A 26409-nucleotide genomic window follows, 5' to 3' on the forward strand; every position below is an offset into this window, starting at 1 on the left:
TTCCGTACCGGCCCGCTCAGGCCCCCGCGCCCGCCAGGCGCGCCCGGCCCGCCTCCAGCCAGAGACCGGCCGGCGGGCCGAGCCGCACCGCCTCGACCGTCGCGAGCCGGTAGGCCGTCGCCGGAACCGAGTGCGCCAGCATGCCCCGCACGCCGTGCAGCTGGAGGGAGAGCCGCGCCGCCTTCAGCGCGTGCTCCGCCGCCGCCGCCAGGATCTGCGGCGCCGCGGCCGGCGCCCCGGCGCCCCGGTCGTGCGCCCAGGCCGTCTCGTTGAGCAGCAGCTCCCAGCCGTCGGCGTCGCCGAGGAGCGTGGTGATGCGGTGGCTCACGGTCTGGAACTCCAGGAGCGGCCTGCCGAACTGGAGGCGCCGGCCCACGTGCGCCCGCGCCGTGTCCAGGGCCCGGCTCGCGATCCCCAGGAGCAGCGCGGCCTGCCGGGTCCGCGCCGCCGCGACCGCCCGCCGCAGCTGCGCCTCCACGACCGGCACGGGCTGTCCGGCCGCCGCCTCGAACCGCCAGCGCGCCGCCGGGGCGCCGAGCAGCGCGGCCTCCTCGCGGTGCACGGTCGCCCCGTCCGGCCGCACCAGGAGCCAGCGGTGGCCCCCGCCGCCGGTGGCGGCCCGCACGAGCGCCACGTCCCAGTCGGCGGCGGGCAGCGTCTCGCTGGTGCCCCACAGCAGCCCGTCGCCGTCCAGGCGCACGGTCGTCGGCCCGTGCAGGCCGACGGTGACGGCGGTGCCCGTGCCCTCGTGGATGCGGGACAGCACGTCCCCGAGGCCGTCGGTCCCGGCGTCCGCCAGGAGTTCCAGGCACAGCACGGTCTCGCGGAGCTCCGGCACGGTCTCCAGGGCGCGGCCGAGCTCCCGGTTGACCGCGATGTCCGCGGACAGGCCGAGGCCCATGCCGCCGAGGGGGACCGGGAGGCCGATGGCCGGCACGCCCACCGCGGCCAGTTCGCGCCGGGCCTCCCCGGTGTGGGTGAGGGCGAGGGCGACGGCGTCGGCGATCCGGCTCTGGATCGGATCCTGATGCAGGTCCATGGTCAGCGCTGCCTCCTGCCGGCGTGGGCGTGGTCGTGGTCGGACTCGTGGTGCAGGCGGGCGCCCGCCACGATTTCGAGCAGCACCTCGGAGGCGCCGCCGGAGATGGTCATGCCGGCCGCCTCGCGGTAGGCCGCCTCCAGCACCTCGGTGGACGAGGCCTGCGGCCCGCCCGCCGCGACCGGCAGGCCCAGGCGCTCCAGCGACCACCACGCGATCTGCTGCGCGGTGTCGGAGTTGTGCCACTTGGCCAGCGACGCCTCGGCGATGTCCGGCTCCCGCTCCTGGAGGCGCTGGAGGGCGCGGCCGCTGAGCAGCCGGCCGGCGTCCAGCCGCGCCCAGTGCCGGGCCAGGCCCGACGCCTCGTCCTCGCCGGCCCGCCGCCCGCCCGCGGTCAGCTGCTCCTCGGCCAGCCGCAGCCAGTGCAGGCCGCGCGCGTAGTAGTCGACGCCGCTGCGCTCCGCCGAGAACATGCCGGTGATCAGGGACCACCCCTCGCCCGGCGCGCCGAGCAGGGCGTCGTCCCCGACCCGCACCCCGTCCAGGGAGACGTCGTGGAACTGCTCGTCGGCCAGGCTGGGCAGCGGACGGACCGTCACCCCGGGGGAGGAGAGCGGCGCCAGGAACAGGCTGATCCCCTCGTACGGGCTGACCGAGTCGTCGGTGCGGGCGGCGATCAGCGCCACGTCCGCGTAGGCGGTCTTGAGGTTGAACTTCTTGCGCCCGCTCACCGTCCACGCGCCGGTGCGGTCGTTCCGCTCGGCGCGCGTGACGACGCCCGCGAGGTCGGAGCCGTTGTCCGGCTCGGTGAACAGGATGCACGCCGCGAGGTCGCCGGAGGCGAGCCGGGGCAGCAGGGTCCGCTTCTGCTCCTCCGTACCGGACTGCAGGATGAGAGACCCTACGATCTGGACGGAGATGAAGTAGAGACTCTGTGGAACACCACGCTGGACCAGCTCCTCCATCAGGACAAGAGTCTCGGTGAAGTCACCGTCCCTTCCGCCGTACTCGGAGGGCCACGCCGGGGCGAGCACCCCGTGTTTCCCCAAGTGCCGATAGAGCTCACGGGCATCGCCGTCCATCCCGTCCGCCCGCGTCGCGACCGCGTTGACCAGGTCGTCGACGGCAGGCGAGTACAGCACCTCGCGCAGCTCACGGCGAAACTCGTCTGTTGTCCGCAGAATGCTGAAGTCCATGGCCTCACCCTTGTCGAGACTTTCCTCACCGTACTACAGTCAACATAATCAACGAAGACTGTTGATGGAAGTCGACATGTAACCCGAGTTGGGGGAAGGCCGCGATGACACAAGAGAGCGAGCTCCTGCGCCGGCTGCGAAGTCTGCCCGCCGAGCGACGAGAGCAGTTCCTTCAGGGAATCGGCAACGTGGACCGCGGGACCAGGGTGTCGCCCCTCACCTTCCGCCAGGAGCAGCTGTGGGTCTTCGACAAACTGTCACCGGGCGACAGCCGTTACGCCCTGGCCTTCGCCTACACCCTCCACGGTGACCTGGACCGGGACGCGCTGTCCGCCGCGCTCGACGAGGTCTTCGACCGGCACACCGTGCTCCGGTCGGTGTTCCCGCACGACCACCCCGCCGGCGAGCAGATCGTCCGGGGCAGGCCGGGCGGACGGCTCACCGCCGAGACGGTCGGCGAGGAGCGGCTGCCCGAGCGCTGCGAGGCCCTGGCCCGCGAGGAGCTGCGCCACGGCTTCGACCTGGACGGCGGACCGCTGGTCCGGCTGCGCCTGCTGAAGGTCGCCGAGGACCGGCACGTCCTGCTGTGGTTCTCCCACCACCTGGTCTTCGACCCCCGGTCCGCCGGCGTCGTCCTGCGCGACCTCGCCGCCGCCTACGCCGCCCGCACCGGCGGCCCGGCACGGCCGGAGGACCGCAAGGACGGGCCGCAGTTCGGCGCCTACGCCGCCTGGCAGCGCGAGTGGGCCGCCTCCGAGGAGGCCGCCGGCCACTGGAACTGGTGGCGCGGCGCCCTCTCCGGCTGGGAGAGCACCGAGATCGCCCCCGACCGGCCGCGCGGACTCGTCCTCGACCTCACCGCGAGCACCGTGCAGCGCCCCCTGGACGAGCCGCTCTCCCGCTCCGTCACCGCGCTGGCCGGCCGGCTCGGGGTCCCCGTCCGGGACGTGCTGCTCGCCGCGTACTTCGCCCTGGTCGGCCGCCTCACCTCGCGCACCGACCTGCTCATCGGCGTGCCCGGCGACGTCTTCGGCGCCTTCGACCCCGACCTGCTGGTCGGCGACTGCGGCCAGCTCCTCCCGGTCCGCGTCGACATCGACGGCGCCACCGGCTTCTCCGACCTGGTCCGGCTCGTGCACGAGGCCCGGATCGCGGCCGACGAGCACGGCGGGCTGCCCTTCAAGGAGCTGTTGTCCGCCGCCGGCGTCGAACCGGACCAGGGCAGGCTGCCGCTCGTCCAGATCGGCTTCGAGATCGCGCCGCCCGCCCAGCGGCGGGCCGACGCCGGGGGCCTCGCCCTCACCCTGGAGCAGCTCGACACCGGCAGCTCGCCCTTCGAGTTCTCGCTCTCCGCCGAACTCGACTCCGACGCGCCCGTCCTGAGGGCCCGCTACGCCACCAGCCTCTACGCCCCCGAGACGGCCCGGCTCTTCCTGGACCGCTACCTCACCCAGCTGCGCACCCTCAGCGCCGACCCCGAGGCGTCGTTCACCCGCGCCCCGCTGGCCACCGAGGACGAGCGGCGCGCCATCCTGACCCGCTGGAACGTCCCGGCGGGCGACCGGGACGCCGCCGGGGAGCGGGAGGTCCCCGGGGAGCGGGAGACCGGGGAGACCGTGCACGGCGTCTTCGCCCGCACGGCCGCCGAGCACCCCGACGCCACCGCGGTCACCGGCCCGCACGGCACGCTCACGTACCGGGAGCTGGACCGCAGGGCCAACGCCCTCGCCCACCGGCTCGCCGCCCTCGGCGCCGGCCCCGGCGCACTCGTCGGCGTCGCCACCCGCCGCACCCCGCGGCTCGTGGAGGCCGTCCTCGCCGTCCTCAAGACCGGCGCCGCCTACGTGCCGCTCGACCTGGGCAACCCGGCCACCCGCAACGAGGCCGTCCTCACCGACGCCGGGGTCCGCCTGGTCCTCGGGGACGCCACGACCGCGGGCGAACTGCCCGACGGACCCTGGGAGCTGATCGACGTCGAGGCCCTCGGCGCGGAGGAGCGGGACGACGCGCCGCGGGTCCGCACCGATCCGGCCGACCTGGCGTACTCGATCTTCACCTCCGGCTCCACGGGCCGCCCCAAGGGCGTCCTCGTCGAGCACCGCAACGTCACCAACTTCGTCCGCACCACCCAGGAGATGTTCGGCCTCACGGCCGGCGACCGCTTCCTCGCGTTCGCCTCCACCGGCTTCGACGTCTCCGTCTTCGAGCTCTTCGGGGCGCTCCTCACCGGCGCGAGCGTCTACCTCGCCGACGAGGACGAGCGCCGCGACATCTCCGCCCTCGACCGGATCCTCGCCGAGCGGCGCATCACCGTGATCGACCTCCCCCCGGCGATCATGGACCTGCTCACCCCGGAGAACTACCCCGAGCTGCGGGTCTGCTTCGTCGGCGGCGAGGCGTTCAGCGGCGAGCTCACCACCCGCTGGGCGGCCGGCGGCCGCGCCTTCTGGAACGGCTACGGCCCGACCGAGACCACCGTCACCGTCATCGCCAAGCGGTGCGAGGGCACCTGGCACGCCTCCCCGCCGATCGGCCGCGCCATGCGCAACCACCGGGCGTACGTCCTCGACGAGAAGCTCGACCTGCTGCCCCCGTCGGCCTGCGGCGAACTGGCCGTCGCCGGCGCCGGCCTCGGCCGCGGCTACCTCGGCCGGCCCGACCAGACCGCCGAGCGCTTCCGGCCCGACCCCTACGGGCCGCCCGGATCCCGGATGTACCTCACCGGCGACCTCGCCGGCTGGCAGAGCGACGGCGACATCGTCTTCCGTGGCCGGGTCGACCGCCAGGTCAAGGTCCGGGGCGTGCGCATCGAGCTCGGCGAGGTCGAGGCCGCGCTGCTCGCCGTCCCCGAGATCGGACAGGCCGTCGCCCACGTCGTGACCGGACCGCGCGGCGACAACCTCCTCGTCGCGTACGTCGTCGGCGCGCCGGGCGGCCCGCTGCACCTGGACTCCGTGCGCACCAACCTGGCGGACCGGCTGCCGCCCACCATGGTCCCCACGTTCCTGGTGCCGCTGGACGACATCCCGCTCACCGCCAGCGGCAAGGTGGACCGCAAGGCGCTGCCCGCCGTCGAGTTCGCGCCGCTGGACGACGACACGGACGACGCCGAGCGCACCGAGACCGAACGGCTCCTCGCGGAGGAGGTGTTCAAGCCGCTCCTGGCCGCGCCCCGGGTCGGCAACCACGACAACTTCTTCGCCCTCGGCGGCACCAGCCTCCAGGCGATCCGCATCGCCCCCAAGGTCAAGGCCGTCTTCGACGTCGAACTGCCCATCGCGGACTTCTTCCGCAACCCGACCGTGTCCGGCACCGCCCTGGCGGTGGACGCCCTCCTGGAGCGCACCCGCAGCCGCCGGCAGAGCGTCCTCGACGTGCTCGCGCTGGTGGAGAACCAGGACGACGAGCAGGTCGCCGCGCTGCTCGCGGACGACGGCGCCGGAGCACAGACGAAGGGAGCGACTCCGTGAGCGAGCCCCTGAACGGCCTTGTCGGAGGCCCGGGCGGTCCGGGCGATCCGGGCGGCCCCGGTGAGCCCGTGAACGGCCTCGCCGACGGCCCCGGAACCCCTTCGAACGGTCCCGGCGCCCCCGGGAACGCCCCCGTCGGCGACCCGGCCGGCTTCGCGAACGACCCCCTCGGCGGCCCCGTGGGCAACGGGGGCACGGGTTCCCCCGCCGCCGCCAGGACCGCGGTGGACCCCGCCCTCGACCGGTTCCGCACCGTCGCGCGGACCTCACGGGTGCGCGGACTCGCCCTGCGCCTCGAACCGCCCGCGCACCTCGGCGAGGAACGGCTCGACGAGGCGCTGCGCGCCCTGGCCGCCGAGTACCCGGACAGCTTCGCCGCGACCTCGCGGCGACCCGACGGCACCCTCGCGGTCGACCCGGACGGGGCCGGGATCACGGTCCGCCGGGTGCACGTGCCGGAGGACGCCGCCGCACTCCTCCTGGAGCGGTTCGAGACCGAGCCGGGCGAGAACGAGGACCCCGGCGGCAGCGGCCCCAGCCTGGCCCGCGCCCTGATCGCCACCACCCCGTCCGGCCCGCGCCTCTCCCTGGTCCTCGACCGCATGCTCGTCGACCACGCGGACGCGGGCCTCCTCCTGACCCGGCTCGCGGAGCTGTGCGGACCGGACTCCGGCCCCGGGACGGGCCCGGCCCCGGCCTTCGTCCCCGCCACCGGGGACGAGCCCGGACGGCCGACCGGCGACCAGCTCGCGCGGCTGCGCGAGGAGCTGCTCGGCGTGCCGTTCGACAACGCGCTGCCGCGCCTGCCCGCGCCCGGCGACCACACCCGCACCCCCACCTGGGCGCGCCACCGGTTCGCCCTCCCCGGCGACCTCCTCGCCTCCGCCGCCGCGCTCGTCGGCGGCCGGACCGGCACCGTGCCCGGGGGCGAGGTCCTGGTGGCCGCCTGGGCGCTGGTGCTGCACCGCTGGTCGCGCTCGGGCGAGCTGGTGGTCGGCGTGGAGACCGACCGGACGCGCCCGGGACGGCGGCCGCGGGGCGCCGTCGCCGAGATCCTGCCCGTGGTCACGTACACGGGCGGACTGCGCGCGGTCGCCGGCCAGGTCGCCGAGGGCCTGCGGCGCGGACTCGCCGAGGCCACGCTGCCGGTGCCGCTGCTCGCCCAGCTCGCCGGGCGGCTGGTCTCCGGACAGAACCCCGGCCCGTACGCCTCCGTCGTCGCCCTGCGCCCCGACCCGCCGGCCGGCTGGCACGCGACCGAGGCCACCGACCCGGCCACCGAGGCCGAACTCGAACTGGTCGTCACCCCCGGCGGCGCCGAGATCCGCTACCGCTCCGACGTGTTCGCCCCGCGCACGGTCACCGCGCTCGCCCGGCACTTCCTGCGGCTGCTGCGCTCCGGACTCGACGACCCCGACGCCCCGCACCACCGGCTCGCCATGCTGGACGAGGAGGACACCGGCGAACTGCTCCACGCGTTCAGCGACCTCCCCGACCGCTGGGAGCCCCGGGCCGCGCTGCACACCCTCGTGGAGGAGCACGCCCGGCGCTCGCCCGGCACCCCCGCCGTGGTCCGGGGCGCCGAGCGGGTCACGTACGGCGAACTGAACGCCCGCGCCAACCGGCTGGCCCACCACCTGACCGCCCGGGGCCTGGGCCGGGGCGACGTCGTCGCCCTCAGCCTGCCCCGCTCGGCCGAGTGGATCGAGGCGCTCCTCGCCGTGCACAAGGCGGGCGGCGTGGTCCTCCCGATCGACCCGGCGGCGCCGCCCGCCCGTCTGCGGAGCGTCTTCGCGAAGGTGCCGCCCCGGCTGGTGATCACGTCCGCCGCGACCCCCGCCGCCGGGGTCCTGCCGGAGCGCACCCTGCTCAGGGACGCCCTCGGCGGCGACCTCGCCGCCCTGCCCGACCTGGACCCCGGCCTGGACGTCCGCCCCGACGACCTGGCCTACGTCATGCAGACGTCGGGCTCCACCGGCGAACCCAAGGCCGTCCACGGCCAGCACCGGGTGATCGTCCACGCCGGCGCCTCGTTCGCCGACGCGACGCTCCTCGGGCCGGGGGACCGGGGCAGCTGGACGACCCCCACCGGGTTCGGCACGACCATGGCCGAGGTCGCCCGGATGCTCGTCGTCGGCGCCACCGTCCACGTCGCCGAGCCCGGCATCCTCGCCGACCCGGCCGCCTTCCGGGACTGGGTCGTGGCGAGCGGCGTCCACTCGGTGTTCGTCGTCACCTCCGTCGGGGACAGCCTCCAGCGGCTCCCCTGGCCGGCGGACGCCCCCGTACGGGTCCTCATCATGGGCGGCGAGAAGCTGCACCGCTGGGGCCCCGCCGACCTGCCGTTCGAGGTGGCCGTCGGCTACGGCTGCCACGAGGCGCTGTTCGTCGCCAGCCCGCTCCAGCCGTGGGAGAAGCGCCTGACCGCCTCCACCGCGACTGCCCGGGACCGGCTCGCCCCGCCGCCCATCGGCCGGGCCAACCCCGGGGTCCGGATGCGGATCCTCGGCGACGAGGGCGAACTCCTGCCGGCCGGCGCCCTCGGCGAGATCTGGTTCGGCAGCCCGGAGGCCGCGCTCGGCTACTGGGGGGACCCGGCGCTCACCGCGGACCGGTTCCGGCCCGACGCGCACGGCCCCGCCGGCAGCCGCCTCTACCGCTCCGGCGACCTCGGCCGCTACCGCGACGACGGACTGCTCGAACACCACGGCAGGACCGACGACATGGTCAAGGTCCGCGGCTGCCGGGTCGAACTGGGCGACGTCGAGACCGCGCTGCTCTCCCACCCGGGCGTCGCGGAGGCCGCCGTTGTCCCCGTCCGCTCCGCCGCCGGCGACACCCAGCTGGTCGCCTGCCTGGTGACCCGGCCGGGCCACGAGGGGCTCGCGGGCACCGCGCTGCGGGACTTCCTCGCCGAACGGCTGCCCGACTACATGATCCCGACCGCCTTCGCGCACCTCGCGGAACTCCCGCGCAACGCCAACAAGAAGGTGGACCGCCGCGCCCTGCCCCCCGAGGACTGGACGCGCTGGCGGGTCCGGGCTCCCTACCGGGAGCCCGCCGAGGGCCTGGAGACGACGATCGCCGAACTGTGGGCCGAGGTCCTCGGCGAGGTCCGCTACGGCGCCGACGACGACTTCATGGACCTCGGCGGCGGCTCCCTCGACGCCGGACGCATGCTGGTCCGGCTGCGGCAGCGGGTGCCCCGCGAGGTGTCCCTCCAGGACCTGTTCCTGTTCCCCACGCCCACGGCGCTCGCCCGGCTCCTCGCGGGCCGCGGCCCCGCCACCGCCCCGGCCCTTCCGCCCCTCACCCGAAGGCGGGCCTCATGACCACGACCGCCCCGGCGCCGACCGGCGCCCCCACAACCGGCGCCCCCGCGCCGACCGGCTCCGCCACAACCGGCACACCCGCGCCCGGCACCCCGGCGCCGACCGGCTCCCCCGCGCCCGGCACCCCGGCGCCGACCGGCTCCCCCGCGCCGGCCGCCTTCACCGCCGAGTCCCCCTGGGTGCGCCGCGCCGCGCGCCCGGGGCGCCCCCGGCTGCGGCTGCTGTGCTTCCCCTACGCCGGGATGGGCGCCTCCCTCTACCGCTCCTGGCCCGGGCTGCTGCCCGAGGACGTCGAGGTCGTCGCCGTCCAGCCGCCCGGCCGCGAGGACCGCGCGCGCGACGCGCTGCCCGCCGGCGGCGTCGGCCCGCTCGCCCGCGCCTGCGCGCTCGCCCTCCGCCCGTACACCACCGTCCCGTACGCCGTGTACGGGCACTGCGCGGGCGCCGTCCTGGGCGCGGAGACCGCCCGGGAACTGGTGCGCCGGGGCGCCGAGCCGCCCCGGCTGCTCATCGCCGCCGGACACCGCGCCCCGCACCTGCCCGCCACCGGACGGCCGCTGCACGCCCTGCCCGACGAGGACTTCCTCGACGGCGTCAGGGCGCTCGGCGGCATCCCCGAACGGCTGCTGGCCAACGCCGCCTTCATGGAGTTCCTGCTGCCCCTGCTGCGCGCCGACTTCGCCCTGTGGGAGGGCTACCGGGGCGACCCCGACGCCGCCCCGCTGCCGTTCCCCGTCCTGCCGGTACGGGGCGACGCGGACACCGTCGTCACCGAGGCCGAGGCCGCAGCCTGGGGCGAGCGCACCACCGCGCCGCCGCGCGACGTCGTCCACGTGCCCGGAGGCCACTACTTCGTCAACGACATGACGCCGCAGGCCGTGGCGGCCGTGGTCTCGGCCCTGGAGACCGCCCGCCCCCTCGCGTCCACCGACCCCGAGGAAGCCCCATGACCCAAGCACCGCCCCGGCCCGCCCTGGCCGTGGGACCCGCACCCGTGGTGCCGGACGGCGCCGCGACCACCCTCCAGGAGGCGCTCCTCCTGGCGGCCCGGCACGCCGGCGCGCGCGGAACGGTCTACGTGCGCGCCGACGGCACCCACGAGCGGCAGACCTACGCCGAACTCCTCGACGAGGGCCTGCGCGTCCTGGGCGGCCTGCGGGAACTCGGCCTGCGCCCCGGCGACTCCGTCCTCCTCCAGTGCCACGACAACCGCGCCTTCGTCACCGGCTTCTGGGCCTGCGTCCTCGGCGGCTTCCTGCCCACCCCGGTCGGCGAGGCCCGCGACTACACCCGAGAGAACGCCGTCACCCGCAAGCTGCGCGCCGCCTGGACCCTGCTCGAACGCCCCCTCGTCCTCACCGACCGCGCCCTGCGCGAGCCGGTCCGCGCGCTCGCCGCCCAGTGGGACGAGCCGGAGATCCGCGTCCACGCCGTCGAGGACCTGCTCTCCTCCGCGCCGGGCCGCCCCGAACCGGTCGCCCCCGACGACGACGTGCTGAACCTGCTCACCTCGGGCAGCACCGGTGTCCCCAAGTGCGTCCGCCACGCCAACCGCTCCCTGGTCGCCCGCACCTACGCGGCCGTCGAGGCCAACGGCTTCACCGAGCACGACGTCTCGCTCAACTGGATGCCCCTCGACCACGTCGGCGGCATCGTCATGTTCAACGTCCGGGACGTCTTCCTGCGCTGTGAGCACGTCAACGCCCGCACCGAGAGCATCATCGGCCGCCCGCTGACCTGGCTCGACCTGGCCGACCGCTGGAAGGCCACCAACACCTGGGCGCCGAACTTCGCCTTCTCCCTGGTGAACGAGCACGCCGACGCCATCGGCCGGGGCGACTGGGACCTGTCGTCCCTGCGGAACGTCTGCAACGCGGGCGAGGCCGTCGTCGCCCGCACCGCCCGCCGCTTCGTCCGCCTGCTCCGCCCCCACGGACTGCCCGCCGACGCCATGGTGCCCTGCTGGGGCATGTCGGAGACCTCCTCCGGGGTCACCTACTCCCGGCTCGACCCCGACGACCCCGCCGTCGGCACCGTCAGCGTCGACTCCGCCACCCTCGACACCCACCTCGCCGTGGTCCCGCACGACTCCGAGCGGGCGGTCACCTTCACCGACGTCGGCGCGCCCGTCGCCGGAGTCGCCCTGCGCATCGTCGACGAGGACGGCCGGATCCTGCCCGAGGGACGCGTCGGACGGCTCCACATCTCCGGTACGACCCTGCTGCGCGAGTACCACGGCAACCCCGCCGCCAACGCCTCCGCCTTCACCCCCGACGGCTGGTTCGACTCCGGCGACCTGGGCTTCCTGCTCGACGGCCGGCTCGCCCTCACCGGCCGCAGCAAGGACATGCTCGTCGTCAACGGCACCAACTACCCCTCCCACGAGGTCGAGGCCGTCGTCGAGTCCGTCCCCGGCGTCCGCGCCACCTGGGCCGCCGCCTGCCCCGTGCGGGACGGCGACACGGACGGCGTGGTCGTCTTCCACGTCCCCGCCGCGCACGCCCCGGACACCCTCGAACAGGACATCGCCACCACCCTCGCCCGGGACATCGGCCTCCACCCGCGGGCCGTGATCGCCCTCTCCGAGGACGCGTTCCCCAAGACCGCCAGCGGCAAGATCCAGCGCGCCGAACTCGCCGAGGCCTACGCCGAGGGACGCTACGACACCGCCCCCGACGACGGGACCGGGGACGGCTGGCTCCTCGAACGCCTCTGGGAGCCCGCCGGACCGGAGCGGCGCGAGGACGGCACGGCACCGGTCGCCGCCCGCCCCCCGGCCGCCGCCCTGCTCGTCTACGCCCCCGAGGGCAGCGCCCTGCCGGTCGCCCTCGCCGACGAGACGGCCGGCCCCGGCTGCCCGATCGCCGTCGTCCGGCCGGGCGCGCCCGGCTCCCCGTTCCTCACCGACGGCGCGCTCCGCGTCACCGTCGACCCGCTCGACCCCGACCACCACGCCCGCGCGCTCGACCACGTCGCCGCCGGCCTCGGAGCCGTACCCGCCCACGTCCTGCACGCCTGGGAGTACACCGCCGATCCCGGCACCCCCGACCCGGAGCGCGCCGCGACCGGGGTCCTGTTCGCGCTGCGCGCCCTGGCCGCCGCCGCCCCGGACGCCAAGGTCACCGTGCTGACCCGGCACGCCGCCGCCGTCGCCGACGGCGAGACCGTCGACCCAGGCCGGGCCGCGCTCGCCGCCCTGGTGCGCACCGCGCGCGCCGAGCAGACCGTCGGAGCCGTCCGCCTGGTCGACGTCGCCGCCGACGCCGACGACACGGCGGCCGTCGCCGCCGTCCGGAGCGCCCCCGGCGAGGACGTCAGCGCCGTACGGGACGGCGCCGCCGCGTACGTGCAGCGGCTGCGGCCCGTGCCCGAGCCCGACGCGCTCACCGTCCCCCGCGAGATCCTGCCCACCGGCGGCACCGCGCTCCTCACCGGCGGCCTCGGCGGGATCGGGCGCGAGGTCGCCGGCTACCTGCTGTCCGCGCTCGGCGCCCGGCTGCTGCTCGCCGGCCGCACCCCGGAGGCGGAACTCACCGGCGAACGCCGGGAGGCCCTGGAGGAGTTCAGGGAGCTGGGCGAGGTCGCGTACGTCTCCGTGGACGCGGCCGACGGCCCCGCCCTGGAGGCCGTCGTGGCGGACGCCGAGCGCCGCTGGGGCCGGCCGCTGGACACCGTGTTCCACCTGGCCGGAGCCGATGTGCGCGACCACTGGGACGCCCTGGAGGCGCACGCGCTGACCGCGGAGACGGCGGACGGGCTCGCCGCGATGATGCGGCCCAAGGCGGGCGGCGCCCGGGCCGTCGAGGGGCTCCTCGCCGGGCGGCCCGGCACGGCGGTGGTGCTCTTCTCCTCCGTCAACGGCTTCTTCGGCGGCAGCTCCTTCGGCGCCTACGCGGCGGCCAACGCGGCCCTCGACGGCTACGCCGAACGCTGGGCCGCCGAGGGCCGCGCCGTCCGCTCGATCGCCTGGAGCATGTGGGACCGCACCGGCATGAACGAGGGCAGCCCGCTGGCGTCCGCCGCGCGCCACCGGGGTCTGCGCGGCATCGACCCGGTCCACGGCGTGCGGCTCCTGCTGGCCGCCCTCGCCCGGCCGGAGACCTGCCTGCTGGTGGGCCCCGACCCGGCCAACGTCTCCGTCGCGCCCTACGTCACCGGCGTCCGCCGGCGCGGCCCCGCGGGCCCCGCCCGGGCCGCGTACAGCCCGCCCGAGGGCGAGCTGGAACGCGAGGTCGCCGCCGTCTGGGAGGACGTCCTGGGCGTCGAACGCGTGGGCCGCGACGACACGTTCTTCGTCCTGGGCGGCGACTCGCTGCGCGTCATGCGGATGATCGGGCGCCTGAACGAGCGCTTCGCGGCGGGCCTCCCGGTCTCCGCCGTCTACGACCACCCGACGGTCCGCGCCCTGGCGGCGGCCCTGACCTGATTCCCTTCCCCCGGCGGGGGCGGCACCGGACACCGGTGCCGCCCCCGCTTTATCGCCTTCCGGTCGGCCCGGCCGGGGGCTACGATCATCCACAAGGGCGGGGCCGTAGCACAGAGGTAGTGCGCCGCGACAGCATCTCGGAGGACGCCGGTTCGAATCCGGCCGCCCCGCCCCCTCGGACACGACGTCGGCCTTCACGATCCACCGGTGGATCGTGAAGGCCGACGTCGTGTCCGGGTCCGTCGCGTCAGGCGACCCGCAGCCGCCGCTCCCGCAGGTACGCGTAGTGCGGGAGGTGGTGCCGGTAGTACGGGCCGAGCACCGGATGGCCGGGGACGTCCAGCGGCGGACGGCTGGAGACGGCGGCACTGATCGTGCCGCTGCCGCTCGCGTCGCTGTGCCAGCGGGCCGTCTTCTCCCAGCCGGGCAGCCCGCCCGGACTCCACGACAGGGCGTGCTCCAGGAACGGGACGCCGATCGCCGCGCAGTACGCCCGCAGCGTCTCGGCCGGCGCCGCGACCAGGTCCGCCGCGTCGACGACGGGCGGCGCGGCGCCCGTGGCCTCCAGCACCCGGTCGTGGATCTCGCGGAGCCACGCGAAACCGATCTCGTCCCGCCCGAGTTCCGGATTGAGCCCGTAGTGGGAGGCGATCGCCTCGCCCGGGTCCCGCACGATGAAGGTGTGCCGCGCCCCGCTCAGGAAGCGGTCGTCCGCCAGCACCCCCGGATAGCGGAAGTCGGTGGTGTCCTTCACGAACACCTGCCGGTCACGGGCCAGTTCGAGCAGCCGCTCGATCACCTCCGCCTCCGTACGGCACTCCACGCCCCCGACCTCCTCCCGGCCGAAGTCCGCGAGGTGCGAGAACGGCTCGTGCAGGACGAGGAAGTCGCCGCGCGCGGCGACGCTGCGCGAGAACACGGTGGACCGGCAGCGCGGCGCGCTCCACAGGACGACCAGCCGGCCGCTCACCTCCCCACCCCCCGCAGCAGCTCGTGCACCGCGGACACGATCCGCGTCCGGTGCTCCGTGAGGAAGAAGTGACCGCCGGAGAGCACCTCCAGGGCGAAGCTCCCCGACGTCTCCAGGCCCCAGCGCGCCATCAGCTCCGGCGGCACCTCCGGGTCCCGGTCCCCGCACCAGGCCGACACCGGGCAGGTCAGCGGGGGCGGCGAGCCGGTCTCGGGCTCGTACCGGTAGTTCTCGATGAGGTGGAAGTCCGACCGGATCATCGGCAGCAGCACGTCGAGGAGTTCGTCGTGCCCGAGGACCTCCTCCGGCGCCGCCCCGTAGTCCCGCAGCATGTCCACGAACCGCTCGCGCGGCAGGCCGCTCACCGGCGACGGCGGCCGGACCTCGGTCGGGCAGGGCCGCCCGGACACGAACAGGTGCTGTACGGGGTGCCCGCGCCGCTCCAGTCGGCGCGCCGTCTCGAACGCCAGGACGGCGCCCATGCTGTGGCCGAACAGCGCGGCGGGGACGGGCGAGCGGGCGATCGCCGCCGCCGCCAGGTCGGCGGCCACGGCCATGCTCGGGACCGGCTTCTCGGACATCAGCGTGCCCCGGCCCGGAAGCTGCACCGGCACCAGCTCCACGTCGGACCGGAACTCCCCGGCCCAGGCGTGGTAGTAGGCGGCGGAGCCCCCCGCGAACGGGAAGCAGTACAGCGCCACCCGGGGCGGCCCGCCGGCCGTCCGGTGCCGGCGCTCCAGCCAGCCCGCCGACGTGGGGGAGGGGACGGCGACGCTCATGCGACCGCTCCCGTCCCCGCCGCGGCGAGCGGGCGCGCGGGGGCCTTGCCGGCGCGCGGGGTCAGCCGTACCGGCAGGTGCTTGAAGCCGGCCACGAAGTTCGACGCGAGGTGGACGGGCTCGCCGGCGAGCTCCACCGCCCCGACCCGCTCGGCGAACTCGTCCAGGAACACCCGCAGCGCGATCCGGGCGAGGCCCGAGCCGATGCAGTAGTGCGGCCCCACCCCGAACGCGATGTGCCGGTTCGGCCGGCGGGCGATGTCGAAGGTGAACGGGTCCTTGAAGACGCGCTCGTCGCGGTTGGCCGAGCCCAGCCACACGCTGACCGGCTCGCCCTCCCGGATCGTCCGCCCGCCCAGCTCCACGTCGGCCGTCGCGTACCGCATGAAGTGGCTGGCGGGCGACGACCAGCGCAGCAGCTCCTCCATGGCCGTGCCGCGCAGCCCGGGGTCCTCCTGGAGGGCCCGGAACTGGTCGGGGTGCTCCGCCATGGTCAGGGCCGTCGTGGAGACCACGTGCGGCGTGGTCACGTTGGCGCCGAGGAGCAGGCTGTAGCAGTTGAGCATGATCTGCCGCTCGGTGAGCGGCTCGCCCTCCAGGCTCATCCGCAGCAGGATCCCGATCAGGTCGTCGCCCGGGTCCGTGCGGTCCCGGCGGGCGATCTCGTCGCTGAAGAAGGAGAACAGCTCGTGGTGCGCCTGGCGCAGGGTCGGCTTGGGCGCCTTCTCCATGTACTCGGGGTCGTCGTAGGCGATGGTCATCGTGGTCAGCCGGGACATCCGGTCCCAGGTCTCGCGGGGCAGGCCCATCATGGAGCCGGTGAAGGCCATGGGGAACATCAGCGCGGCCTGCGCCAGGTCGAACACCTCGCCGTCCAGAGCCGGTTCGAGCATCTCGCGGACGATGCCCCGGATGGTCTCCTCCTGGGCGGCGACGGCCCGGGGCGTCATCACGCGGTTGAGCGGGTCGCGCAGCTGGCCGTGCCGGGGCGGATCGGTGTCGGGCATCATCTGGTCGGACGCGATGTCCGGCATGGACAGGTCGATGATGCAGAGCATGGTCCCGCGCCGGGAGGAGAAGACCGAGTGGTCCTTGAGCACCCGGCTGACGTCCGCGTGCCGGGTGACCACCCAGAAGGGCTCCCGGCCGTCGGACGGGGCGAAGCGGTGCACCGGGTCGTGGGCCCGCAGGTGGGTCCACAGCGCGTGCGGGTCACCCTCGGTGTAGTACGTCGAGGCGAGGAAGTCCACGGCCGTCACATCGGTGTCCGCCGGGGCGAACGGCGGTGTCGAAAGGCGCATCTGTTGTCTCCTCCGGGAGGGGCCTGGCGGCCGGTTCAGGCCGAGGCCGCGGACAGCTGATCGAGGGTGGCGGCGAGTTCGGCGACGGTCGTGCCGCGGTAGAAGTCGCGGACGGGCAGCTGCACTCCGCGCTCCTGCTCGATCAGCGCGATCAGGTCCATCGCCGAGAGCGAGGTCCCGCCCAGGACGAAGAAGTCGTCGTCGGGGCCGGGGGCGTCGACGCCGAGGAGCCGGGCGAACAGGTCGGCGACGTAGTCCTGCGACGCCGGTCCCGCGGACGTGGTCTGCGTGCTCATGAGGGCCTGCCTTCCGATGGGGTTCCGGTGGTGGTCGGTGCGGTGGGCGATGCGATGGACGGTGCGGTGGACGGGATCGGTGCGGGGGGCTTCGGGCGGGCGGCGGCCGGCGGGGCCAGGCCCAGCACGCGCAGCGCGGCGGCGTGCACGGCCTCCGGGCTCATCCCCGTGGCGGCGAGCAGCCCGGTGTGGTCGTCGACGAGCCCCGGCAGCGGGCCCGTCACCGCGACCCGCAGCACGGGCCGGGGGGCGTGGGCCGCGACGACCTGCGCGACCGCGTCGCCGAGGCCGCCCTGCGGCCGGTGCTCCTCGACCGTGACGATCCCGGCGGTCTCGGCCGCCGCGGCCGCCGTCGCGGCCTCGTCGAACGGGGCGAGGGTGTGGATCTGGAGCACCCGGGCCGCGATCCCCTCCGCGGCGAGCCGGTCGGCGGCGACGAGCGCGAAGTGCACGGGCAGCGGGCCGCACGCGACCAGCGTGACGTCGTTCCCCGCGCGCAGGGTGACGGCCTCGCCGAGCCGGAACGGCGGGACGTCCCCGGCGTGCACCGGGGGAGTCGCCGACCGGCCGAGCCGGAGGTACGAGGGCCCGTCCAGCTCGTGCAGCGCCGCCAAGGCGGGGCCGATCTCCCGGGCGTCGGCGGGCACGACCACGGTCAGCCCGTGCAGCGCCCGGGTGACGGCCAGGTCCTCCAGGCAGTAGTGGGTGCTGCCGAAGTGCGCGGCCGAGAGCCCGGCGTGGGTGGCCACCACCCGTACGGGGAGGCCGGTGCCGACGACGTCGAGCTTGAGCTGCTCGGCGGCGCGGGTCGCGGCGAACGTGGCCATGGTGTGGGCGTAGGGACGCAGCCCGCGGGCCGCGAGCCCCGCCGAGACGGTGAACAGGTTCGCCTCGGCGATGCCGGTGCTGACGTAGCGCTCGGGGAACCGGCCGCCGAAGGAGGTGTCCAGACCTCCCATGTCGGAGTCCAGGCACAGCACCCGCTCGTCGCGCTCGGCGAGCGCGGCCAGGGCTTCCCGGTACGCCTCGCGGGGGCCGACGGGCTTGGGTGCGGGCGTGGGCTCGGTCGTGGCGGTGGTCGTGGGCTCGGTCGTGGCGGTGGCGGTGGCGATGGTCGCGGGCTCGGTCGTGGTCATCGGGTCACCTGTCCCGCGGCGCGGAGCGCGGCGAGCGCGCGCCGGTGCAGCGCCGGGTTCAGCGTCGCGTAGTGGCTCGCCACCCGGCGCTCCATGAACGGGACGCCGCGCCCCTTGACCGTACGGGCCACCACGGCGACCGGCCGGCCGCTCCCGGAGGGGGCGGCGAGCGCGGCGCGCAGGAGGCCGTGGTCGTGGCCGTCGGTCTCCCGCACCTCCCAGCCGAAGGACCGGAGCCGGTCGCCCAGCGGCTCCAGGGTCAGCGAGTCCTCCGTGGCGGCGGACTGCTGCAGACCGTTGCGGTCGACGATCGCGGTGAGCCGCGACAGCTTCCGGTGGCCGGCGAACATCAGTGACTCCCACACGGAGCCCTCCTGGAGCTCGCCGTCCCCCATCAGGACGAAGACCCGCTCCGAGGCGTCGCCCCGGAGCTGCCCGGCGAGCGCCAGACCGCAGCCGAGGGCCAGACCGTGCCCGAGCGAGCCGGTCGAGAACTCGACGCCGGGCAGGCCGCGGGAGGGGTGCCCGAACAGCCGGCTGCCGGGCGAGGCGTACCCCTTCAGCTCGGCCTCGTCGAGCAGTCCGCGGGCGGCGAGCGCCGCGTACAGGGCCGGGGCCGCGTGGCCCTTGCTCAGGATGAAGGAGTCGCGGGACGGGTCGAGCACCCCGAAGTGGAGGACGGCCATGACGTCCGCGCAGGACAGGCTGCCGCCCAGGTGCGCGCCCTGCCGGCCGGCGGCCATGTCGACGATGCCGCGCCGGATGCGCAGCGCGGCCTCCTCGGTGGTGACGGTCGCGGGGAACGGCGGCTGCTCGAAGGCGGCGGTGGTGACGGGGGCGGTCACGCGACACCCGCCCCCTGCCGTTCGCGGCCGGCCGGGGAGGCCGAGCGCACCATCCGGCGGATCAGGTCGAGGTTCCGCCAGACCTTCTCGAAGCCGTCGGCGTACGCGGCGAGCACCGGACCGGAGTCGGGGTCGAGCTGGCGCCGCTGGAGGCACAGCGAGTCGGTGAGCACGGCGTGGGCGACCGGGAAGTCCGCTCCGGCCGGCACGTACGGGGCGAAGGCGGGGTGCGCCGGCAGCGGCGCCTCCTGGTAGCGCGAGACCGGTACGCCCTCGGCGCGCAGCGCCCGGTGCAGGGCCCGGCGCAGCGCGGCGGCGTCCCCGTGCGCGAGGCCCAGGGCCTCCGGATCCAGCCGGAACCGCAGGATGTGCCAGACGTGCGCGGAGCCCTCGGGCACCACGGGGACCCGCAGTCCGGGCAGGGCGGCGAGCCGGTCGAGGAAGGCCAGGATCCCGGGCGTCCGGCGGCGCCCGTACGCGTCGAGGCGGGTGAGCTGACCGCGTGCGAACGCCGCCTCCACGGGACCGATGCGGTGGTTCCACCCCGGCGTGTGGGACACGTAGCTCCGGGTGTGCCGGGGACGCGGGTCCTCGCCGAACTGCCGGAGCCGCAGGACGCGTTCGTACAGCTCGGGGTCGTCGGTGGTGAGCAGGCCGCCCTCGCCGCAGCTGGGCAGGTTCTTGCTGGGGTGCAGGCTGAAGCAGCCCACCGTCCCCAGCGCGCCGGTGCGCCGGCCCCGGTAGGAGGCCCCGTGCGACTGGGCGGCGTCCTCCACGACCGCGGCGCCGAGCCCGTCGGCGACGGCCCGCAGCGCGTCCATGTCGGCCGGCAGGCCGTGCAGATGGACCGGGAGCAGCGCCTTGGTCCGCGGACCCGCCACGGCGCGCACGGCCTCCGGATCCATGGTGTACGTCTCGGGGTCGACGTCCGCGAAGACCGGCCGCGCGCCCTGCTGGAGCACGGCGAGGGCGGTGGCGTTCATGGAGAGGGAGGGCACCACCACCTCGTCGCCCGGGCCCACGCCGAGGGCGGCGAGGGCCAGTTGGAGCGCCGCGGTGCCGGAGCCCACGGCGGCGCAGTGCGCGGTGCCGGTGTAGGCGGCCCACTCCCGCTCCAGGCCCGGCACCTCCTCCTCGCCCTCGGCCGTGGCGGTCAGCCGCCCACTGGCCAGGACCCGGGCCACGGCCTCCTCGTCGTCCCGCGTGATCACCGGCCACCGGGGCGCGGCGGTCCCGGGCGGGACCGCGCGGGGTCCTCCCACCATCGCGAGCTGTTGCGGTCGCTCCGTCATGCCTGTCGTTCCGCCTCTCTCGGTTCCCTCGGTCCTGGGTGCGCGCGTGGCGCGTCCGCCGGTCACGGCCGGGTCAGGCCCGGTCGCGGCGCGGTGCGGGGCGGTCACGGCCGGTCCAGCGCGGACTCGACCGCGTGCAGGGCCGCCTCGTAACCGCGCAGCAGGGTGCGGCCGTGCTCGACGACCTGCCGGGCGGCCTCCCCGGGGTTCTCCTCGCCGTGGGCCGCGCTGATGCGCACCCCGGTCCAGGAGTGCGAGACCAGCTCCACGGCCCGGCCGGCCTCGGCGAGCCGGAAGCGGCCCAGGCGCCGGGCGGCCTCGGCGAGGAACCGGGCGTGCAGCCCGGCCTCGGCCTGCGCGGGCCAGCCGATGCGGTACGTCCGCAGCAGCGGGGCCGCGCCCTCGGCGGCGACGGCGGCGGGCAGGGAGTCGAAGTAGGCGGCGAGGGCCGGCAGTCCGTCCCCCTCCGCGCCGCGCAGCGACCGGACGTTGGTCTCCAGGGCCGTGCGCAGCCACGACCAGGTCAGCTCCGGCTGCGGTCCCTCCCGGCGGACCTCCAGCCAGCGCCTGGCGGGCCCGGACCCGGCGAAGAAGGGGTCGCTGCCGTCGTCCGGGTTGGCGGAGGAGCGGCTGCGCTCCAGGACCTCGCGGGGCAGCGGCCCCCGGTAGGCGGGCGGCATCGGGTCGAGGACCCGGTAGGCACGGCTGCCCGGGTCGTACCCGGTCACCATCAGGAGGTGCCCGGCGTGCACGTCGTGGTAGGCCGGGCGGAACGGCAGGTGGTAGTTGTCGACCGCCACGACGGGCACGATCCCGTCGGCGAGCGCGGCGACCAGCTGCTCGTGGGCCTCGGCGTCGTCGCCGGGCCGGTGCCACCGCAGGGACAGCGGGTGGTAGATCCCGAAGGAGGAGGCCAGGTCGTCCCCGGCCGGGTGGAAGAACTCGACGGGCTCGCAGTCCTCGGGCACGGCCCGCAGCCGCCAGCCGCTGCCGAGGGCCTGGAGCGGGTCCCAGCCGCCGAGCCGCAGCACGTGCACCAGGTCCACCTGGAGGCAGCTGCAGAGGTCGTCGTACCAGGCGGGGGAGGAGGTCACCGGCACCGCGCCCGAGTAGGGGCCGGTGGGGGTGGTGCTGACGGGGCCCGGGACGTCCTCCGTGACGGAGGCGCGGCTGCCGAGGACGGTCATCGGACTCCCTCCACGGTGAGGGCGAAGAGGTGCAGGGCGGCGTTGTCGGGCAGCCGCACGCTCCGCAGCGGCTCCCGGCGCACGGCCGGGACGCGCACCGACCAGACCTGGCCGCCGAGGTCGGGCTGGATGTGGTGCGGATAGTGCATGCCGGCCGAGCGGGCCGCGAGCACCTCGCCGAAGTGCCCGGTGGCGGGCCAGAAGTCGGAGACGCGGATCCACTCGGGATCCACGGCCCCGGAGGCGTAGTGCAGGTGGACGGTCTCCTCGCAGCGCCGCTCGGAGGTGACGAGCAGGTGCAGCCAGTCGGCGGCGGTGCCGTCCGGGAGGTGGACGAGCTGGCCGGTGCAGCGCACGTTGTCGGGTACGACGCCGTCGGGCGCGGCGACGTCGAACTCGACGCCGGAGACCCGGATCCGGCCGGTCGGCAGGGTGCCGATGGGCAGGCTGTTGCCCCACACGTTGAGCCGTCCGTTGCCCAGGGTGTCCGGACCGGTGAAGGCGACGTTGTTGAACAGTTCGGTGAGCCGCAGCGGCAGTTGGACGTGCTCCCGCGCCTCCCTGCTTCTCGTGTCGGCCGGTTCGATGACTTGAGGATTCACTTCGGGCCCCCTCCACGCACAGAGTGATGCTGACCCCTGAAGTCTACATAGAGTCTCGCTTGACTTTGAAGTGTCTGTAGCTTTTATATGGAGTCAGTTGCCTGGATGGGGCAAAATACTTCAAGAGTCGATAGGGAGTATGTGATGTCTCTGGACACCATGACCGAGCGGGCGGCCTGCCCCGACTGTGGTGCGGGCGTCGAGCTCGCCGCGAACACCGAGGTCACCGAGATCGTCGTGTGCGCCGGCTGCTCCGTGGAGCTGGAGGTCGTCGCGGTGGGGCCCGTCACCCTCGCGCTGGCCCCCGAGATCGAAGAGGACTGGGGTGAGTGACCTGACCGGGACCGGGATCGGGGTTGGGGCCGGGATCGGACCCGGCGACGACGGCCGGCCCGTCGCGCTGATCGCCTCCCGGGTGCGCTTCGAGGAGAAACTGCTCCTCGAAGCGTTCCGGCGGCGCGGCGTAGCGGTCGCCGTGATCGACGACCGGACGCTCAGCTACCGGATCGGCGACCCGGCACCGCCCTGGCGGGTGGTGTGCAACCGCTCCCTCGCCGGCACCCGGCGGCTCGAAGTCAGCCGCATGTGCGAGGCGTTCGGCATCCCGGTGGTCAACTCCTCCTCGACCATCGCCGTCTGCGACAGCAAGATCCACAGCACCCTGGTGCTGCACGGCGCGGGTCTGCCCGTCCCCGACACGGCCGTGGCCCTCACCCCGGCCGCCGGGGAGGAGGCGCTGCGCCGGATCGGACTGCCCGCGGTGGTCAAGCCCGTCAACGGCTCCTGGGGCCGGGGACTGTGCAAGGTCAACGACATCGACGCCGTCGAGGGCGTCCTCGCCCTCAAGGAGGCCCTCCCCTCGCCGCAGCAGCAGCTCGTCTACGCCCAGGAGTTCGTCCGCACGCCGCAGCGCGACATCCGGGTCGTCGTCGCGGGCGACCGCGCCGTGACCGCCGTCCACCGGACGGGGGACCACTGGATCGGCAACGTCGCGCGGGGCGCCCGCACCAGCCGCTGCCCGCTCACCCCCGAGCTGGAGGACCTCGCCCTGCGGGCCGCCAAGGCCGTCGGCGGCGGACTCCTCGGAGTCGACCTGCTGGAGAGCGACGACGGACGGCTGCTCGTCAACGAGGTGAACAGCGGCGTCGAGTTCCGGGGCGCGGCGGTCGGCGACGAGGCCACCGCCCTCGCCATCGCCGAGGCCTTCGCCGACCACGTACTGGAACACGCGGACCACCCGGGTCACACCGGTCACGCCGGTCACGACGGTTGTGCCAGTCACGTCGACCACGCCGGTCGTGCCGGTCACGCCGGTCGTGCCGGTCACGCCAGTCACGTCGACCACGCCAGTCCCGTCGACCACGTCGGCCACACGGTTCACATAGACCGCGCGGTTCACGCGGACCACGCGCCGGACCGCGTACCCGGCGCGGCCCCCGGCGCCGGACCCGTACCGAGTCAGGAGAGCGACCACCCATGAGAGCCAGCATCCTCGGAGGCACCGGCTATGTCGGAGGCGAACTGGCCCGGCTGCTGCTCGGCCACCCCGTCTTCGACCTGGTCCAGGCGACGTCCCGGCGCCACACCGGCAAGCCCCTGCACACCGCCCACCCCAACCTCCGGGGCGCGGGCGAGCTGACCTTCACCGACCCCGCCCGCCCGGAGCGCGTCGACGTCCTGTTCAGCGCGCTGCCGCACGGCGAGTTCGCCGCCCGGCTCGACGAACTGAGCGAGCGGGCCGCGCTCCTGGTCGACCTCAGCCCCGACTTCCGGCTGCACGACCCCGAGGCGGTCCGGCGGCACTACGGCGCGGGCTCCTCCGCCCGGGCCGCGGGCGCCGCCGCGTTCGTCCCCGGCCTGCCCGAGCTCTACCGCGACCGGCTGCGGACCGCCGACCGGATCGCGGTGCCGGGCTGCATGGCCACCGCGGCCATCCTCGCCCTGCGCCCCCTCGCGGACGCGGCGCTCGTGGACGGCGACGTCCTGGTCGACGCCCGCACCGGCTCCAGCGGCTCCGGCAACACCCCGGGCCCCGCCGGCCACCACCCCGAACGGGCCTCCGCCCTGCGCGTCTACGGGCCCGTCGGCCACCGCCACGAACCGGAGATCACCCAGCACACCGGCGTACGCGCCCGGATGACCGTCACGGCCGTCCCCGCCGTGCGCGGCGTCCAGATCGTCGCCCAGGTCCGGCCAGGCCGGACCGTCACCCGCGCCGAGGTCTGGGACGCCTACCGGAAGGCGTACGCCGACGAGCCGTTCGTACGGTTCGTCGCCCAGCGCCAGGGCCTGCACCGGCTGCCGGAACCGCGCACACTGCTCGGCTCCAACCACTGCGACCTCGGCTTCGACCTCGACGACCACCGGATCGTCGCGGTCGCGGCCCTCGACAACCTCGTCAAGGGCGCGGCGGGCGGAGCCGTGCAGAGCGCCAACCTCGCCACCGGCCTGCCGGAGCGGTCCGGCCTCGAATTCCCCGGCCTGCACCCCGTGTGAACCGGGCCGCCGTGAACCGGCCCACCGCGCACCACCCGACGTGAACAGCCCCACGAGACAAGCGACAAGCGACATGTGAGGAGGGAGGGACAGAATGACACTCGTAGTGAAACTGGGCAGCGACATCGACGGGGACGCCGTCCTCGACGACATCGCCGCACTCACCGCGCAGGGCACGCGCGTCGTGCTCGTCCACGGCGGCGGAGCGGAGGCCGACCGGCTGAACGGCCAGCTCGGCCGCACCGTGGAACACCTGCGGTCCGCCGACGGCACCAGTGCCCGGCGCACCGACGCGGCGGCCCTCGACGCGCTGACCATGGCCCTGCTCGGGCGGGTGAAGCCCGCCCTGCTGAGCGGACTGCGCCGGCGCGGCATCACCGCCACCGGACTGTCCGGCGCGGACGGGGGCATCCTGACCGCCGTCCGCAAGACCGCGCTGCGCGTGTACGACGCCGACGGCCGGGCGCGGATCGTCCGCGACGACCTCAGCGGCCGCCTCGCCCGCGTCGACCCCGCCCTGCTGCGCACCCTGCTCGACGCGGGCGAACTGCCGGTCCTCTCCCCGCCCGCCGCGGCCGAGGACGGCACGCTGCTCAACGTCGACGCCGACCGCGCCGCCGCCGCCGTCGCCACCGCCCTGGGCGCCACCGCCCTCGTCCTGCTCACCCGCGCCCCCGGCGTCCTGGACGACCCCGACCGCCCCGACACCGTGCTCCCCGAACTGGAGACGGGCCCGGGCACGGAACTCCCGCCGTCCGTACGCGGCCGCATGCGCCACAAACTGCGCGCCGCCGCGGACGCGCTGGCCGGCGGCGTGGACCTGGTCTCCATCGCCCCCGGCGACGGCCCGGAACCCGTCCGCGCGGCGCTGGACTCCCGCACGGGCACCCGATTGCGCCTCCCCGCCACGGCCCACCGGGAACCGGCGTGAACGGGCTCGACGACTACCCCGCACGCCTGCTGCGCGGACTCGTGGGCATCCCGTCCGTCTCCGGACGGGAGGAACGCGCCTCCGCCTACCTGGCCGGACAGATGGAACGGCTCGGCATGCGGGCCCGGGTCGACGCCGTCGGCAACGCCGTCGGGGAGATCGGCCCCGTCGACGGACCCACCGTGCTGCTCCTGGGACACATCGACACCGTCCCCGGCGACATCGCGGTCTGCCAGGTCGGCGACCTGCTCTACGGGCGCGGCACGGTCGACGCCAAGGGACCGCTCGCCGCCATGACCTGCGCCGCCGTCCGCGCCTCCGCCGCCGAGCCACGGCTGCGGATCATCGTCGCGGGCGCCGTCGGCGAGGAGGTGCCCGGCTCCCAGGGCGCGCGGCACCTGCTGGACACCCTGCCCGCGCCCGACGCCGTCGTCATCGGGGAGCCCAGCGGCTGGGACGGGGTCTGCCTCGGCTACAAGGGCCGGGTCGGCGTCGAGTACGAGGTGAGCCGGCCGCCCATGCACACCTCCAGCCCCGAGGAGACCGCCGTCGAGGCGGCCACCGCGTTCTGGCGGGGCGTCGACGCCTACATGCGCCGGGTCTCCGGCCCGCACGAGGGCGTGTCCTTCGACGCGGCCGCCGCCACCCTGGTCCGGCTCGACGGCGACATCCGGGACGCCACCGCCTCCATCACCTGCCGGGTGCCCGCCGGGTTCGACTTCGACGACTTCCAGCGGTTCGTCGACACCACGGCCGTGCACGCCGCGGCCCGCCTGGACGAACGCGTCCCGGCCGTCCGCCGCGGCGTCTCCGACCCGGTGGCCCGCGCCCTGCGCAACGCGATCCGGCTGCACGGCGGACGCCCGGTGCTGCGGCTGAAGGCCGGCACCTCCGACATGAACGTCATCGAGGACCGGTGGCCGGTTCCGATGGTCGCCTACGGCCCGGGCGACGCCCACCTCGACCACACCGACGACGAACACATCGCCCTCGGCGACCTCCACCGGTCCGTCGACGTCCTCACCCGGGCCCTGACCGACCTGGCCGGCGTCCTGCGCCGCGCCCCGGCCACCGCCCTCGTCCACGCCTAGGGAGCGCCCCACCCCACCCG

20 protein-coding genes and 1 tRNA gene are annotated in these 26409 nt (G+C 75.4%); 10 read left to right on the forward strand and 11 right to left on the reverse strand.

From position 1 onward, the window contains the following. Positions 1-16: 16 nt before the first annotated feature. Both ADL08_RS22415 and ADL08_RS22420 read right to left on the reverse strand, forming a co-directional pair. A complete protein-coding gene (locus ADL08_RS22415; RefSeq protein ID WP_053645766.1) occupies positions 17-1039 on the reverse strand; it encodes an acyl-CoA dehydrogenase in 1023 nt (340 codons plus the stop codon). Positions 1040-1041: 2 nt separating this feature from the next. Next, positions 1042-2235, reverse strand: coding sequence for an acyl-CoA dehydrogenase family protein (locus tag ADL08_RS22420; RefSeq protein WP_053645769.1), 1194 nt, complete (start codon positions 2233-2235; stop codon positions 1042-1044). Between the two features lie 104 nt (positions 2236-2339). Between ADL08_RS22420 and ADL08_RS22425 the strand changes: the two genes are divergently transcribed. The 5 genes from ADL08_RS22425 to ADL08_RS22445 all read left to right on the forward strand — a co-directional run bounded on the left by ADL08_RS22425 (position 2340) and on the right by ADL08_RS22445 (position 13635). Beyond that, entirely contained in the window at positions 2340-5705 is a 3366-nt protein-coding gene (locus ADL08_RS22425; RefSeq protein ID WP_078968354.1) for a non-ribosomal peptide synthetase, read from the forward strand. Beyond that, complete coding sequence (locus tag ADL08_RS22430; protein ID WP_053645774.1) at positions 5702-9037, forward strand: amino acid adenylation domain-containing protein; 3336 nt, start codon at positions 5702-5704, stop codon at positions 9035-9037. Before ADL08_RS22425 ends, ADL08_RS22430 begins: the two co-directional genes overlap by 4 nt. After that, positions 9034-9987, forward strand: a complete 954-nt coding sequence (locus tag ADL08_RS22435) for a thioesterase II family protein (protein ID WP_053645776.1) — start codon at positions 9034-9036, stop codon at positions 9985-9987. The genes ADL08_RS22430 and ADL08_RS22435 overlap by 4 nt, the downstream gene beginning before the upstream one ends. After that, complete coding sequence (locus ADL08_RS22440; RefSeq protein WP_053645778.1) at positions 9984-13463, forward strand: SDR family NAD(P)-dependent oxidoreductase; 3480 nt, start codon at positions 9984-9986, stop codon at positions 13461-13463. The genes ADL08_RS22435 and ADL08_RS22440 overlap by 4 nt, the downstream gene beginning before the upstream one ends. A gap of 97 nt (positions 13464-13560) precedes the next feature. Beyond that, a tRNA-Leu gene (locus ADL08_RS22445) sits at positions 13561-13635 on the forward strand. Positions 13636-13710: 75 nt separating this feature from the next. Here the strand turns inward: ADL08_RS22445 and ADL08_RS22450 are convergent. The 9 genes from ADL08_RS22450 to ADL08_RS22490 all read right to left on the reverse strand — a co-directional run bounded on the left by ADL08_RS22450 (position 13711) and on the right by ADL08_RS22490 (position 21871). Further along, positions 13711-14433 carry a sulfotransferase family protein gene (locus ADL08_RS22450; protein WP_199837063.1) on the reverse strand — a complete coding sequence of 241 codons (723 nt, stop codon included), beginning with the start codon at positions 14431-14433 and terminating at the stop codon, positions 13711-13713. Then, positions 14430-15212, reverse strand: a complete 783-nt coding sequence (locus tag ADL08_RS22455; RefSeq protein ID WP_053645780.1) for a thioesterase II family protein — start codon at positions 15210-15212, stop codon at positions 14430-14432. Before ADL08_RS22455 ends, ADL08_RS22450 begins: the two co-directional genes overlap by 4 nt. Then, positions 15209-16513: a cytochrome P450 gene (locus ADL08_RS22460; RefSeq protein ID WP_053645782.1), complete on the reverse strand. Its 1305-nt coding sequence runs from the start codon at positions 16511-16513 to the stop codon at positions 15209-15211. Before ADL08_RS22460 ends, ADL08_RS22455 begins: the two co-directional genes overlap by 4 nt. Before the next feature lie 35 nt (positions 16514-16548). Beyond that, positions 16549-16809, reverse strand: coding sequence for an acyl carrier protein (locus ADL08_RS22465; protein WP_053645784.1), 261 nt, complete (start codon positions 16807-16809; stop codon positions 16549-16551). Further along, on the reverse strand, positions 16806-17945 hold the full coding sequence (locus ADL08_RS22470) for a transketolase family protein (RefSeq protein WP_063885336.1): 1140 nt from the start codon (positions 17943-17945) through the stop codon (positions 16806-16808). Before ADL08_RS22470 ends, ADL08_RS22465 begins: the two co-directional genes overlap by 4 nt. Next, positions 17942-18790 (reverse strand): transketolase, encoded by an 849-nt coding sequence (locus ADL08_RS22475; protein WP_234352231.1) that lies wholly within the window; start codon positions 18788-18790, stop codon positions 17942-17944. Before ADL08_RS22475 ends, ADL08_RS22470 begins: the two co-directional genes overlap by 4 nt. Then, positions 18787-20082 carry a DegT/DnrJ/EryC1/StrS family aminotransferase gene (locus ADL08_RS22480; RefSeq protein WP_053645786.1) on the reverse strand — a complete coding sequence of 432 codons (1296 nt, stop codon included), beginning with the start codon at positions 20080-20082 and terminating at the stop codon, positions 18787-18789. Before ADL08_RS22480 ends, ADL08_RS22475 begins: the two co-directional genes overlap by 4 nt. A gap of 104 nt (positions 20083-20186) precedes the next feature. Further along, complete coding sequence (locus tag ADL08_RS22485) at positions 20187-21269, reverse strand: BtrH N-terminal domain-containing protein (RefSeq protein WP_078968355.1); 1083 nt, start codon at positions 21267-21269, stop codon at positions 20187-20189. Beyond that, the gene (locus ADL08_RS22490; protein WP_199837064.1) at positions 21266-21871 is read right to left on the reverse strand and encodes a hypothetical protein; all 606 of its coding nucleotides are present in this window, start codon (positions 21869-21871) and stop codon (positions 21266-21268) included. The genes ADL08_RS22485 and ADL08_RS22490 overlap by 4 nt, the downstream gene beginning before the upstream one ends. A gap of 144 nt (positions 21872-22015) precedes the next feature. On the opposite strand from ADL08_RS22490, the gene lysW reads away from it, so the two are divergent. The 5 genes from lysW to ADL08_RS22515 all read left to right on the forward strand — a co-directional run bounded on the left by lysW (position 22016) and on the right by ADL08_RS22515 (position 26389). After that, positions 22016-22204 (forward strand): lysine biosynthesis protein LysW, encoded by a 189-nt coding sequence (gene lysW / locus ADL08_RS22495; RefSeq protein ID WP_053645788.1) that lies wholly within the window; start codon positions 22016-22018, stop codon positions 22202-22204. Beyond that, on the forward strand, positions 22197-23351 hold the full coding sequence (locus ADL08_RS22500) for a RimK family alpha-L-glutamate ligase (RefSeq protein WP_063885337.1): 1155 nt from the start codon (positions 22197-22199) through the stop codon (positions 23349-23351). Before lysW ends, ADL08_RS22500 begins: the two co-directional genes overlap by 8 nt. Beyond that, positions 23348-24367: an N-acetyl-gamma-glutamyl-phosphate reductase gene (gene argC / locus ADL08_RS22505; protein ID WP_053645789.1), complete on the forward strand. Its 1020-nt coding sequence runs from the start codon at positions 23348-23350 to the stop codon at positions 24365-24367. The genes ADL08_RS22500 and argC overlap by 4 nt, the downstream gene beginning before the upstream one ends. Before the next feature lie 94 nt (positions 24368-24461). Further along, positions 24462-25298, forward strand: coding sequence for an acetylglutamate kinase (gene argB / locus ADL08_RS22510; protein WP_053645791.1), 837 nt, complete (start codon positions 24462-24464; stop codon positions 25296-25298). Further along, entirely contained in the window at positions 25295-26389 is a 1095-nt protein-coding gene (locus tag ADL08_RS22515; RefSeq protein ID WP_053645793.1) for a M20/M25/M40 family metallo-hydrolase, read from the forward strand. Before argB ends, ADL08_RS22515 begins: the two co-directional genes overlap by 4 nt. Positions 26390-26409: the final 20 nt, after the last annotated feature.

The organism is Streptomyces sp. NRRL F-6492 (genome assembly GCF_001280125.1).
In the GTDB taxonomy this organism is placed as follows: domain Bacteria; phylum Actinomycetota; class Actinomycetes; order Streptomycetales; family Streptomycetaceae; genus Streptomyces.

Coding starts and splice junctions, on each gene's coding strand:
- ADL08_RS22415 (WP_053645766.1), bottom strand. CDS start 1,039: ATGGACCTGCATCAGGATCCGATCCAGAGCCGGATCGCCGACGCCGTC.
- ADL08_RS22420 (WP_053645769.1), bottom strand. CDS start 2,235: ATGGACTTCAGCATTCTGCGGACAACAGACGAGTTTCGCCGTGAGCTG.
- ADL08_RS22425 (WP_078968354.1), top strand. CDS start 2,340: ATGACACAAGAGAGCGAGCTCCTGCGCCGGCTGCGAAGTCTGCCCGCC.
- ADL08_RS22435 (WP_053645776.1), top strand. CDS start 9,034: ATGACCACGACCGCCCCGGCGCCGACCGGCGCCCCCACAACCGGCGCC.
- ADL08_RS22440 (WP_053645778.1), top strand. CDS start 9,984: ATGACCCAAGCACCGCCCCGGCCCGCCCTGGCCGTGGGACCCGCACCC.
- ADL08_RS22455 (WP_053645780.1), bottom strand. CDS start 15,212: ATGAGCGTCGCCGTCCCCTCCCCCACGTCGGCGGGCTGGCTGGAGCGC.
- ADL08_RS22460 (WP_053645782.1), bottom strand. CDS start 16,513: ATGCGCCTTTCGACACCGCCGTTCGCCCCGGCGGACACCGATGTGACG.
- ADL08_RS22465 (WP_053645784.1), bottom strand. CDS start 16,809: ATGAGCACGCAGACCACGTCCGCGGGACCGGCGTCGCAGGACTACGTC.
- ADL08_RS22470 (WP_063885336.1), bottom strand. CDS start 17,945: ATGACCACGACCGAGCCCGCGACCATCGCCACCGCCACCGCCACGACC.
- ADL08_RS22480 (WP_053645786.1), bottom strand. CDS start 20,082: ATGACGGAGCGACCGCAACAGCTCGCGATGGTGGGAGGACCCCGCGCG.
- ADL08_RS22485 (WP_078968355.1), bottom strand. CDS start 21,269: ATGACCGTCCTCGGCAGCCGCGCCTCCGTCACGGAGGACGTCCCGGGC.
- lysW (WP_053645788.1), top strand. CDS start 22,016: ATGTCTCTGGACACCATGACCGAGCGGGCGGCCTGCCCCGACTGTGGT.
- argC (WP_053645789.1), top strand. CDS start 23,348: ATGAGAGCCAGCATCCTCGGAGGCACCGGCTATGTCGGAGGCGAACTG.
- argB (WP_053645791.1), top strand. CDS start 24,462: ATGACACTCGTAGTGAAACTGGGCAGCGACATCGACGGGGACGCCGTC.